The organism is Luteolibacter sp. SL250, from assembly GCF_026625605.1.
Classification (GTDB): domain Bacteria; phylum Verrucomicrobiota; class Verrucomicrobiia; order Verrucomicrobiales; family Akkermansiaceae; genus Luteolibacter.
Genome location: NZ_CP113054.1, coordinates 1,885,894 through 1,897,898, shown reverse-complemented (window position 1 = coordinate 1,897,898; position 12,005 = coordinate 1,885,894). Strand labels below are relative to the sequence as shown.

Here is a 12,005-nt window from a genome sequence, read left to right as displayed (position 1 = left end):
CGCCGATGATGAAAGCTTCGGCGGCGGCACGGGGAACAGCGTTGGCACCGGTGGATCATGCCCGGCGCATGTATCCGGAACGGGGCAGGCGCCGGAATCTTTGGTGATTTCCATGATGCGCGTTCTGACGCTTGTCGCGGACAGTCATGGGATCTACCGCAGGGCTGCGCCACCATCCCGTTCAGGGAGAGCGGACCAAACGAAAACTCTGAGAACGCTGGACTTTCGCGGAGTTCCCGGATTTGATCCTCTCATGAGCTTTTCCAAAGGTCTGGTCCTTGCGGCATTGGTTGGCGCGGTTTGTTTCCCGGTGGCCGATGGGGCACTCTTGCTCCGGTATGATTTTGATGATGGGACGACTCCGACGGCGGACAGCGGCACCGGACCGGCCGCCAATGGCACTCTGATCGGAGCCGGCAGTTCTTTCATCGCGAATACGCCGAGCGGAACGGGACGCGCCTATTCCACGAGCGGAGCGAACGCCTACATCACGACGGGGACCACCGCCTCGCCTGACACCGGCACCAATCCATCGAAACTCGATTCGCTGAACGCCTTCACACTCACGATGTGGTTGAACATCCAGGCCCAGCCAGCGACGAACGACCGGTTGGTCTCCGACTGGTCGGGCGATGCGGGATTTGATCTCCGCGTCGGATCAAATGTCACTTCCACCGACTATCGGCCCTTGCTGCAGGTGAACAACAGCCTGGCATCCCCGACGTCGAACATCGGGGGCTTCGGATCGTGGGTCTTCCTCGCGGTTACCTACGATGGCAGCCAACTGAGTTCCAACGTCCTGTTTTACACAGGCGGGACCTCCTCAGCGGCCACCCAGTTCGGAAGCGCGGTTGCGCTTTTCCAGAACAACACGGACCCCACCCCGGACGAACCGGAAGGCGCGGTCCTGGCGAACTCGGTTGACTTCCAGGTGGGTGGCAGTGCGGCGACAACTTCCGATCGTTCGCCGAATGCTTTCTTTGATGACGTGCGCGTATATGACGAAGTGTTGTCAGTGGCCCAACTGGAAGCGATCCGGCTGGAGAATGTCCCCGAGCCATCCTTGGGGAGTCTCGCATTGCTGACCCTGGCCGGACTTGCAACCCGCCGCCGCCGCTGAACGCGGCTGGCTGTTGAAATAAGACCGGCAAACGTGGCTTGCTTCTTCCTGCGGCAGGTCGTGGCCATGGTCGACACGGAAGCTGGACACCCGTCCCCGAAGGGCGGGTCGGAGAGATTCGCGGCACGTCCAGCCTGGCCCGAATCACCTTGCCATCGACCCAAGCGCGAAGGTAGTAACTGCCACCCTTGTGACGCACCAAATTCTCACCGACCTGAGTCCAACCGCCCATGCGCGAATTTTCGCGCATTCGGGTATCTTTGACAAAACGGCATGGGCATCTGGTATGGTCAACGGAGCTGAATCTGAGGATCTCCCCAACCTCAAACCATTCACAATCAATAATAAGGGCCTGTAGCTCAGCGGTGAGAGCAGGGGACTCATAATCCTTTGGTCGTGGGTTCGAACCCCACCGGGCCCACTTTTCAATCCCCTGCCTTTTTCCCGGGGTCAGTCGAGCTTTCCGCGGGTCGGCTCCGGGCCGAAACCGGAGATGGTGAGCTGGCCGGGATGGCAGTCCACGATCGCGAACGGATTGCCGGTGGCGGTTTCGACCATTCCCTTGAAGTTGACGTAATGGCACTGCCCGGCGTGGGTGTGGTTGCCCTTGTGGTTGTGACCGTTGAAGAAGGCGGCCACATGCGGGTGGCGGTCGATCATGGCGACCACTTCACCTGAGTTCCAGAGCCGGTGGGAATCCTCCTCGGGCAGCACCGGGAAATGTCCGCAGACGATCACGCGCTGGCCAGCCGCTTTCGCGGAGACGAGCTCCCCTTCCAACCACTGGAGCTGGTTGTTGCCCAACGCTCCGTTCCATTCCTTCGCATTGTTCGCCCCCGTGCCTGCCAGCCTGGAGAGCCGCTCCTTCGCCACGGCAGTACGCGGATCATCCGCAGGGTGGAGGTAGGTGGAGATCTCGGTTCCGTCGATGACGACGATTCGCCATGCTCCGTGGGAGAAGCTGTAGTGCGCGGATGCAAGCCCGGTTTTCTCCAGCACGCGGGGCTTGTCAGCGTCCGCCACGTCAAAGTCATGGTTTCCCAGCACGATGCGGTGCGGTGCCTTCAGCCTGGCATAGCGCTCCAGCACGGGATCGAAACTGGCGAAGTCCCGGTCGATGAGATCTCCCAGTGTGATGACGAACGCGAGGTCATGCCGGTTCAGCTCCGTGATGCAGGTCTCCAGCTTTCCGAGCGATTCCCGGTAGTGGCGGGTGCCTGCGGGCGGGACATCGGCATACTGCGGATCCGCGATGACTCCGAAGCGGAGCTGCGGCGACTGGCTTCCGGGTGCGGCCATGATTGGAGCGGCACCCAGCGCGGGCAGGCTCAGGGTGAGGAATCGGCGGCGGCTGAATGACATGGCCCGCCAGCGTGGACGCCGGTCACGGGATGTCAATTTCTCCCGTATGTCACGCAGCCATCAGGGATAAATCAAAGCATGCGTCCAGCTTGCTCGAGGTACGGTTGGCTGACTGGAGTGGAATCCATCGACGGTGGCATTCCGGCAACCCGCCCACCATCGTCCGGAGGAGGCCGCCGTCGCATCTGAACACATCCGTCGGAGTCCGGCTGGAAATCCCGCCATGCTCCGGTCTCCGCATCCCCTGCCCCGGGGCTTGGGCAAGAAACGCGCAGCTTCCGCAAAGCGGCGCGAAGCACCCAGGGGCGGAATCTGATTCCATCCACAACGTGAACGTGCTCGCCGTGACCATCCTCGTCAGCTCCTGCCTGGCCGGGATCTTCGTCGTCTGCTTCGCCGCGGAGGCCCGCCGTTCCAGACGCTCCAGCTTCGAGCGTGACTCCCTCCTGCCGCTGGAGACCGGCAAACAGCCCGCCACCAAGCGTCCCTGAACCTCCCCGCCATGTCCAACACCGCCACCATCACCTACGACGACAAGTCGGTCCGCCATTTCATGAATGCCTCCATCTTCTGGGGCATCATCGGCATGATCGTCGGCGTTCTCGCCGCCACGCAGTTGTCGTGGTGGCAGATGAACGGAAAGTTCCTGGAAGCGATCACTTTCGGCCTCGTGAAGTCGGAGGGGCTTTCCTACATCACGTTCGGCCGCATCCGTCCGCTGCACACGAACGCGGTGATCTTCGCGTTCGTGGGGAACATGGTGTTCGCTGGCGTCTATTACTCCACCCAGCGGTTGTGCCGGGTGAGGACGGCATCCGATCTGCTGTCGAAGATCCACTTCTGGGGCTGGCAGCTCATCATCGTCGGCGCGGCGGTCACACTGCCCGCAGGCCTGACACGCGGGAAGGAATATGCGGAGTTGATCTGGCCGCTGAACATCGCGGTGGTGGTCATCTGGGTGGTGTTCGGCCTGAACTTTTTCCTGACGCTGGCACGCCGCAACGAGCGGAGCCTGTATGTCTCCCTGTGGTTCTACATCGCCACCATCGTGACGATCGCGATGCTTTACATCGTCAACCACCTGTCGCTGCCAACGTCGCTGCTGCACAGCTACCCCATCTTCGGCGGGGTCCAGGACGGGCTGGTGCAGTGGTGGTACGGGCATAACGCCGTCGCGTTCTTCCTGACGACACCGATCCTGGGCATCATGTATTATTTCATCCCGAAGGCGGCGGACCGTCCGGTGTATTCCTACCGGCTGTCCATCATCCATTTCTGGGCGCTGGTGTTCATCTACATCTGGGCGGGACCTCACCACCTGCTGAACACTGCGCTGCCGCGCTGGCTGCAGATGCTGGGCATGCTGTTCTCCGTGATGCTGTGGGCGCCTTCATGGGCGGGCATGCTCAACGGCCTGCTGACACTGCGCGGCGCGTGGGACAAGCTGCGCACGGACCCGGTGATCAAGTTCTTCGCAGCGGCGGTGACGTTCTACGGCATGGCCACCTTCGAGGGACCGCTGCTCTCCATCCGGGCGGTGAACGCGCTGTCCCACTACACGGACTGGACGGTGGGACACGTGCATTCCGGCGCTCTGGGCTGGAACGGCTTCATGGCAGCGGGCATGTTCTACTGGCTGGCCCCGCGCCTGTGGCGGACAAAGCTGTGGTCCACCTCCCTGGCGAACATGCACTTCTGGGTGGGCCTCGTGGGCATCCTGCTCTACGTGGCCTCCATGTGGGTGGCCGGCATCATGCAGGGACTCATGCTCGCACAGACGAACCCGGACGGCGCGACGCTGAAATACGAGTTCGTCGAGACACTCAACTCCATCAACATCTACTACGGAATCCGTAGCTTCGGCGGATTCCTTTTCCTCGTTGGCTTCCTGCTGTGTGCGGTGAACATTTTCATGACCGCGCGGAAGGGCGTGGCGGAGGATGAGACCGTAGAGGTGACCTTGCTTGGAAAGGCGACGAAGGATAGGATGACGCTTGCGGAGGCGCTCTCCTCCGACCCCGTCGTGCACGCCGTGCTGGCGCTGGCCTTCATGATCCTGTGGTTCCTGCTGCCACCACACGCGGACAAGGCGGCGCTGGCGGCGACCGTCCTGCTTGTCATCAAATCCATCTCAGCCTTCCGCGCGGGCAAGGGTTCCTGGAACGACTACTTCAACCGCCTGCTGGAGAACTACCTGCCTTTCACCGTGCTGATCTTCGCCGCTGCTGCGGTCGGCGGCGTGGTGCAGATCATCCCCTCCCTGCTGGTGAACCGCGCGGTGAACGTGGAGGACCGGGTGCAGGTTCCCTACACTCCGCTGGAACTGGCGGGCCGGGACATCTACGTCGCTGAGGGTTGCTACAACTGCCACTCCCAGATGATCCGCACGCTGGTGCCGGATGTGCTCCGCTACGGTCCGGGGGAGGACCAGGGATACAGCCGCCTGGGCGAATCCATCTACGACCACCCCTACCAGTGGGGGTCGAAGCGCACCGGCCCGGACCTTGCCCGCGAAGGCGGTGCGCTGGTGAAGGACGCCAAGCTGATGCGCAGCGGAAAAAGGGACAACCTGTGGCATTTCACCCATTTCCTCGATCCGCGCCAGATGTCGTCCGGCTCCAACATGCCCGCGTATCCATGGCTGTTCGGGAAGAAGGCGGCGCTGAAGGAACTGCCCGCGAAGATCGCCGCACAGGCACGGCTGGGAGTGCCGTGGCCGGCGATGACAAAAGATGAGATCGAGCAGAACGCGCGGGACCAGGCGTTGGAGATCGCGTCCTCGCTGGTGACCGCCGGGGCGTTCCTGCCGGACAAGCCGGACCTGGGACCTGAGGAACTGCGCCGCCACCTTTCGGAGACACAGGTCGTCGCCCTCATCGCCTACATCCAGAAGATCGGCGTGTATGCCCCGGTGGAGAAGCCGCCGGTGAAGAACCCCACGCTGGATCCGGACGCCCACCGCACCACCTCCACCCACTGACCTCCCTCCACCAATGTTCAAACGCGTCATCTACGAAGATTGGGCCGCGATCGTCCCCATCATCTCCTTCATCGCCACCGCGGCGGTGTTTCTGACCGCCACCGTGCGGGCGCTGTGCCTGCCGAAGTCCCGCTGCCAGGAACTGGCGGACATCCCGCTGGAGGACTCCACCCCACGCCGCTGACCCGCCATGGACCAGAAGAAGCAACCAGAGATCACCCACGCGGAGTACGCCAGCAAGAAGGGCGAGATCGCACTGCGTCCCCACGAATTCGACGGAATCCAGGAGTATGACCAGACCCTGCCCAACTGGTGGTTGTTCATCTTCCACGCCTCGGTCATCGCCTTTGTCGGCGGATGGTTCCTCTACTACAACGTGGGGCTGACGAAAACGGATGCGGAAAACGTGGACGCGCAGCTCGAAAGGATCGCCAGCGCGAAGGCGAAGGCGCTGGAGGACATGCTGTCCACACTGAACGACGAAACGTTGGTGAACCAGTGGGCCACGGACACCACCGTGGTGGACGCGGGCAGGCAGATCTATCAGGCGAACTGCATCGCCTGCCACGGTGAGAACCTCACCGCCAGCATCGATGTTGGCGGCGGCCAGAAAGTGAACCTTCCCGGCCTCTCACTGAAGGACGCGGAGTGGAAATACGGCGCGAAACCGATGGACATCTTCCGCATCATCAACGAAGGCACTCCCGCTGACAGCCCCGGGCACAACGGAGCGAAGATGCAGGCGTGGGGCCAGACGTTGCCGCCGCTGCAGGTGGCACAAATCACCGCATTCCTGATCCATGAGAATGAGGCGGAGTTCAGGTAAGCAAGGAGAGTGGACACTCCTGTCCAACGGCGGCATTGGGATCCCACAGCAAAGGCATCTTGGGCGGATCCGTCTTCCCCAGTCCTACCGATATCGTCAGCTTCAGCGACTCTGAGTGGATTCCCTATGATTCGCCGATGCCATCGGAGGACAGGAGTGTCCTCCCTCCTTACCTCCTCTGACCGGCCACCCACACACCGCTGACGCTGAAGTCGCGCTCCAGCATCACCAGGTCCGCGTGGAAGCCCCGCTCCAACTTGCCGAGTCCCTCCAGACCCAGTGAACGTGCCTGGTTCCAAGAGGTCATCCTGGAGATCTCCGCCAGCGGCAGGCCGGTGAGGTCCCTCACGCGGGCCACCCCGTCATTGAACTTCAACGTCGAGCCCGCAAGCGTGCCGTCGCCCAGCCTCACCACCTGATCCCGGATCTCCGCGTCCAGCCCGCCCAACCGCATCCTTCCGTCCGGCATCCAGGAGGCCGCCACGGAGTCCGTGATGAGCATGAGGCGGTCGATGGAAACACGGTGGAACATCAGCGAAAGCATGTCGGTGGAGAGGTGCACGCCATCGCAGATCAGCTCCAACATCAGCGCGTCATCCAGCAGGCCCGCACCCACCACGCCGATTTCCCGGTGGTGCAGGGGCGTCATCGCATTCCCGAAATGGGTGAGATGGGAAAGGCCGCACGACTTCGCCTCCATGATCTCCCGGCAGGTCGCGGCGGTGTGGGCGGCGGAGCAGGTGATTCCCAAAGATCGCGCCACGCGGATGAGATCCAGCGCGCCGGGCATCTCCGGTGCAAGTGAAAGGATGCGCAGCGGGGCGATGGCATGCAGCGCCCTCAGTTCCGCCTCATCCGGAGGACGCACGTATTCCGGATTCTGCGCTCCGGCCTTCGCCGCATTGATGAACGGACCTTCCAGATGGATGCCCGGCATCCGGCACAGCCCGCCCTCCCCCATCACCAACGCACAAGCGCCCAGAATGTCCTTCAGCCGGTCCGCAGGCTGGGTGAGCGTGGTGGGCAGCCAGGTGGTCACGCCCTCCCGCAGCTTTGTCCGCGCGATGTGGCGCACCGCCTCCGCCTCGCCGTCACAGACATCCGCGCCTTCCGCCCCGTGCGAGTGGATGTCGATGAAGCCGGGCATGATGATCCTCCCACCCGCATCAAAGATTTCATCCGCGTCCACCGTTTCCCCCGCAGCATGCACCGATACGATCCTGCCTCCCTCCACCAGCAACGCCCCCTCCCTTTCCCATCCCGGGGAGACCAGATGCGCATGCCGGATCAATGTCTTCATCTGGGGAACATGCTTCCCATCCGGACCGCCGTCCGTCTAGCCTCATCATCCATGAAAAAGGCCGTCGCCCTCATTCCCTTCCTGCTCCTGACCCAGTGCGCCACCACTCCGGAGGAAGAGAAAGACCCCGGTCTGGACCGCAGCCCATACCACCTGGCGGAGAAAACGTCCCCAACACTGGCCGGTGTCAACCTGCCGATCCTGAAGTCTCCGGCACTGGAAAAGCGATGGGGCAGCCCACGGATCACCATTCTCCCCACCGGTGGTTACCACCTCAGATACACCAAACCCGGGAACGAGTTCGAGAGCCTGTCCATCTACGCCGCACCCGGCACCTTGGACAGCGACGCCCCCACTCCGCCGGGCTACTTCGACATGGGCTACGACGAGAAAAAGGGAGAACCCATCTCCATCCCGGTGAAGCAGTCATGGCGGACCGTGGACATCGCCGGGCGTTCCACCCACGTCTATACCGACAGCCCGGGCAGCGGCGCGGATCCACTGCAACTGTCCACCGTCACCTTCCCCGCCAGCCGTCCCGGCAAGCACGCCGCGAGCTTCCGGGTCACCGCAACTTCGAACCTGGAGGACGGCGAAAGCATCATCCTCTCCTACATGCGGACGGTGGCGTGGGCCGGAAATTGAACCCGCAACGGCCACCCGAAAATCTCCCTCCAGGATGGAAAAAGCCGCATCCCCGACGGGGGTGCGGCTGTGGTTGATCGGAGGGAAATCCGGAGAATCACTTCAGCGTGACCTCGACTTCAGGCTTCGTCTCCACCTTCACGCCGTCGAGTTTCTTCATTTCCTCCATGGCCTTTTCCGGATTCCCGCGGCCCATGGACGCCATTTTCTGGAGCGCGCCGGGCTTCTCCATCATCTTGCCGAAATCCATGTCCACAAGGGTGATGGTGTTTTCCTCCACATAGGAGGCATTGCTGGCGGAAATGCCAGGCTCGATGACGACCTTCACGCTGACCCGCATGCCGGCGAACAATTCCTTCATCTGCTTTTCCTCCTCCGCGCCGATCTCCTGGACGGGCGGAGCTTCACCGGCAGGGACCTCGTCATTCTTTGGCTGCGGGATCTTGATGGAGAGCTTGCCACCTTCAAATTTGAAGAGGATGGGCTCGGACTTCGGGGTCGCCGGGGCGGGCTGGCCGGGCATCTGCGGAATGGAGCTTTTCGCCGCCTCATCCGGGGAAATCTTCAGTTTGTTGATATCGGTGAATCGATAGGTCACCTTCGCCCCCTTGCCACCGTCCTTCGCGGTCGCTTCGACCTTCTCGAAGGTGACGCCTTCGCCGAGAGTGGCGGCGCGGGCCTTCGCCTTGTCCTCGGACACCATTTCCGCCAGCGGGTCCTTCGCGGCATCCCCGCCGAACGCCGCGAGCTGGGCGAGCATCTCGATGGCCTTCGCGCCGAAACCGGTTTCCTCCGTGAGCGTGCCGCTGCCGTCCTTGTTCAGACGGACGATGGTCTCACTCTGGAAACAACTGCTCAGGGAACCAGCGGCGAGGAGCGACAACAACGGAAGGATGAATCGTTTCATGGTTTGGGAAATGTCATGCCACCCTGCATGGTCCCGCCGGAGGAAACAAGCAACTCCGTGCAAAATCCTCGTTGCCCGATGTCCGGACGTCCCTAATCTTTCCCGCACCCGATGTCCGACCCCACGCCCGCCGTCGAAATCCGTGATCTGGTGAAGGATTTCAAGACCTCCTTCCGCCGCCAGATGCTGCGCGCCGTGGACGGCGTCTCCATCCGCATCATGCCTGGCGAGGTATATGGCCTCATCGGCCCCAACGGATCAGGGAAATCCACCACCATGAAGGCGTTGCTGGGGCTGGTGGCGCCAACATCCGGCAGTTGCTCCATCTTCGGCAAAGATTCGCTCAAGACCGACTCCCGCCATGACGTGGGCTTCCTGCCGGAGAACCCCTATTTCTACAAGCACCTCAGCGGCGCCGAAACACTCCGCTTCTATGGCAAGCTGTGCGGGCTGAAAGGGAAGGAACTGGAGGACCGCATCGGCCATCTGCTGGCGCTGGTGGACCTGGAGGGGGCGCGGGACCGCAGGATCGGCGGATACTCGAAGGGCATGCTCCAGCGCATCGGCCTGGCGCAGGCGATGGTGCAGCGTCCACGCCTGCTGATCCTGGACGAGCCGACCGCCGGGGTGGACCCGCTGGGTTCCCGGCAGATCCGCGACCTCATTTTCAAGCTGCGGGAACAGGGCATCACCGTCTTCCTCTGCTCCCACCTGCTGGAACAGGTGCAGGAGGTCTGCGACCACGTGGGGATGATCTTCCGCGGAAAGATCGTCCGTGCCGGACGGTTGGAGGATCTCATCGCCATCGAGGAGCAGACGGAGATCATCCTGCAGGACGCTCCGGCGGAACTCATCGGGGAAATCCGCGCGCTGGTGGAACGCTCCGGCTCCGCAAAACTGGTCCGCACCGGCAAGCCCCGCACCACCCTCGAACGCCTGTTCCTCCAGGAAACTTCCCGCGACGACAAATGACGCCCTCCTCCGCCATCCAGGCCGCCCCGCCGGCCGCGAAGCCGCAGCGCGCGTCCCGCGCCGCCCGCATCCGGGTCATCGCCATGCACACCTTCACCCAGTTGGTGCGGATGAAGGTGTTCTATTTCCTGGCGGTCTTCGCCGTCATCGCGCTGGCCAGCAATTTCTTCAACCTGCCGCAGCACAGCGGCCCGGAGGCGGCGGACACCAACGTGCTTCCGTTGGTGAAAAGCTGGTCGCTGGGCACCATGACGTTGTTCTCCGTGGTGATGGCCATCGTCTCCACCGCGCTGCTGCTCCCAAAGGACATCGAGGACCGCACCCTCTACACCATCCTGGCGAAGCCGGTGCCCCGGTTCGACTATCTGGCCGGGAAGCTGCTAGGCGTGCTTTCACTCATCTTCATCTCACTGCTGGCGATGGATCTGGTCATGACCGGGGTGCTGCACATCCGCACGGGCATGGTGCTGGACGCGGAGATCGCCTGGGCGCAGCAGCGGGGGCATCCGCAGGAGTATCTGGACGCGGTGCGGGTGGACGTGCTGAAGCATGGGCCGAGCTGGTCGCTCCAAGGAGCGGTGCTGGCCATTTTCATCCGCTCCGCCATCGTCGCCTCCATCGCACTGTTCATCTCCACCTTTTCCACCAGCACGTTGTTCACCACCATCGTCGGGATCCTGATCTATTTCATCGGTCACTTCCAGGCGGATGCGATGAACGTCTATCTGACCTCCGGCAGCGCCGCCGCGAAGGTCGCGACCGGCCTGGTTTCACTGGTGATTCCGAATTTCCAGCTCTTCAACGTCATCGACGCGATCATCGAGGGCGCCGTCATGCCCGGGCTGGTGCTGCTGAAGCTGGCGGGTCTGGGCCTGTTCTACATGGTGCTCTATACCGTGTGTTCCTGGTTCATCTTCGCCGACAAGGAATTCTGATCCGCCCATGCTCCCGCTCCGCAAAATCCTCATCGTCATGGTGGCCCTGCTGGTGGCGGGAGCCGTCCGCGCGCCGCTGGAGCTGGCGATGACGAAGGAACTGCGGGACTCCAGGCTGCTGCCGGAGCCTTTGGACCTGGATGCGCGTGAAAAGATCGGCCAGACGGGTTTTGCGGTCGCGCTCGGCGGGTTGCGCACGCTGGTCGCCACGTTCTACAATCTGCGCGCCTACACCGCTTTCACCGAGGACCGGTGGATGGATGCCGAGGAAAGTTTTGAGACCACCGTGGCGCTGGCCCCCTCCACCACCTACTACTGGGTCAACGGTGCCTGGCACCTGGCCTACAATGCGGGGCACAGCTACCAGAATGACAGTTCCCTGCCACCCCTGCGCCGCCAGGAACTGTGGCGCAGCACCGTCATCAAGGGCCGGAAGTTCCTCGAAAGGGGCATCCGCAACAACCCGGATTCCTGGACCCTGAACGCGGAACTGGGCCTGCTGCTTTCGGACGCCAACAAGATGCCGGCCTTCACCGGTCCCGGCGGTTCCACTCCGCCGGAACTCTACCAGGCCGCCGCGGATGCCTACCATGCCGCCAGCGAACACGGCGGTCCCGCCCACACGCGGCGGAACCGGTTCTACAACCTGGCCCGCGTGCCCGGCCGGGAGGCGGAGGCGCTGGCGCTGGGGGAAAAGCTGGCGGAGTCCCGCACCAACCGCACGCCCACCGTACTCTCCCTCCTGTTCGTCCTCCGCATGCACGCCAACCCCGCCCAGGACGGCTATTCCCTGAGCAGGACGCTTTTCAACGATGACCGGCATGCCTACCGCGCACTGTCATTCCTGTGGGAGGACCGACGCCAGAACTTCCCGGTGGACGGCTTGGCCCTGGTGCTGAAGGCCCTCGAAGAACATCTGGCCATCCCTCCGGAAAAAAGTATCCTCAGGTGATGGGGA

General features: G+C 62.8%; 12 protein-coding genes and 1 tRNA gene. 10 read left to right on the top strand and 3 right to left on the bottom strand.

All coding sequences use genetic code 11. From position 1 onward, the window contains the following. The first annotated feature begins 253 nt into the window (after positions 1-253). A complete protein-coding gene (locus tag OVA24_RS08430; protein ID WP_267674764.1) occupies positions 254-1,120 on the top strand; it encodes a LamG-like jellyroll fold domain-containing protein in 867 nt (288 codons plus the stop codon). 348 nt (positions 1,121-1,468) lie between these two features. Continuing rightward, positions 1,469-1,541 (top strand) — tRNA-Ile (locus OVA24_RS08425). A 29-nt stretch (positions 1,542-1,570) separates the two neighbouring features. On the opposite strand, the gene OVA24_RS08420 is transcribed toward OVA24_RS08425, so the two are convergent. Then, positions 1,571-2,482: a metallophosphoesterase gene (locus OVA24_RS08420; protein WP_267674763.1), complete on the bottom strand. Its 912-nt coding sequence runs from the start codon at positions 2,480-2,482 to the stop codon at positions 1,571-1,573. A 329-nt stretch (positions 2,483-2,811) separates the two neighbouring features. Here OVA24_RS08420 and OVA24_RS08415 point away from each other — a divergent pair, with 329 nt between their 5' ends. The 4 genes from OVA24_RS08415 to OVA24_RS08400 are packed head-to-tail and all read left to right on the top strand — an operon-like array spanning position 2,812 to position 6,288. After that, entirely contained in the window at positions 2,812-2,973 is a 162-nt protein-coding gene (locus tag OVA24_RS08415; RefSeq protein WP_267674762.1) for a hypothetical protein, read from the top strand. Positions 2,974-2,984: 11 nt separating this feature from the next. Continuing rightward, a complete protein-coding gene (gene ccoN / locus OVA24_RS08410) occupies positions 2,985-5,462 on the top strand; it encodes a cytochrome-c oxidase, cbb3-type subunit I (RefSeq protein WP_267674761.1) in 2,478 nt (825 codons plus the stop codon). Positions 5,463-5,475: 13 nt separating this feature from the next. Then, on the top strand, positions 5,476-5,646 hold the full coding sequence (locus OVA24_RS08405; RefSeq protein WP_267674760.1) for a hypothetical protein: 171 nt from the start codon (positions 5,476-5,478) through the stop codon (positions 5,644-5,646). 6 nt (positions 5,647-5,652) lie between these two features. Further along, entirely contained in the window at positions 5,653-6,288 is a 636-nt protein-coding gene (locus OVA24_RS08400; protein WP_267674759.1) for a cbb3-type cytochrome c oxidase N-terminal domain-containing protein, read from the top strand. 169 nt (positions 6,289-6,457) lie between these two features. Here the strand turns inward: OVA24_RS08400 and nagA are convergent, their stop codons facing one another. Further along, on the bottom strand, positions 6,458-7,588 hold the full coding sequence (nagA, locus tag OVA24_RS08395; RefSeq protein WP_267674758.1) for an N-acetylglucosamine-6-phosphate deacetylase: 1,131 nt from the start codon (positions 7,586-7,588) through the stop codon (positions 6,458-6,460). A gap of 51 nt (positions 7,589-7,639) precedes the next feature. Here nagA and OVA24_RS08390 point away from each other — a divergent pair, with 51 nt between their 5' ends. Then, positions 7,640-8,233 carry a hypothetical protein gene (locus OVA24_RS08390; RefSeq protein ID WP_267674757.1) on the top strand — a complete coding sequence of 198 codons (594 nt, stop codon included), beginning with the start codon at positions 7,640-7,642 and terminating at the stop codon, positions 8,231-8,233. 97 nt (positions 8,234-8,330) lie between these two features. Here OVA24_RS08390 and OVA24_RS08385 read toward each other — a convergent pair whose 3' ends face one another. Then, complete coding sequence (locus tag OVA24_RS08385) at positions 8,331-9,140, bottom strand: hypothetical protein (protein ID WP_267674756.1); 810 nt, start codon at positions 9,138-9,140, stop codon at positions 8,331-8,333. A 111-nt stretch (positions 9,141-9,251) separates the two neighbouring features. On the opposite strand from OVA24_RS08385, the gene OVA24_RS08380 reads away from it, so the two are divergent. From OVA24_RS08380 to OVA24_RS08370, 3 genes are read left to right on the top strand one after another with little or no spacing between them, the layout of a single operon-like run. After that, positions 9,252-10,112: an ABC transporter ATP-binding protein gene (locus tag OVA24_RS08380; RefSeq protein ID WP_267674755.1), complete on the top strand. Its 861-nt coding sequence runs from the start codon at positions 9,252-9,254 to the stop codon at positions 10,110-10,112. Then, on the top strand, positions 10,109-11,047 hold the full coding sequence (locus OVA24_RS08375; protein ID WP_267674754.1) for an ABC transporter permease: 939 nt from the start codon (positions 10,109-10,111) through the stop codon (positions 11,045-11,047). Before OVA24_RS08380 ends, OVA24_RS08375 begins: the two co-directional genes overlap by 4 nt. A gap of 7 nt (positions 11,048-11,054) precedes the next feature. Continuing rightward, positions 11,055-11,999 carry a hypothetical protein gene (locus OVA24_RS08370; RefSeq protein WP_267674753.1) on the top strand — a complete coding sequence of 315 codons (945 nt, stop codon included), beginning with the start codon at positions 11,055-11,057 and terminating at the stop codon, positions 11,997-11,999. The last annotated feature ends 6 nt before the right edge of the window (positions 12,000-12,005 follow it).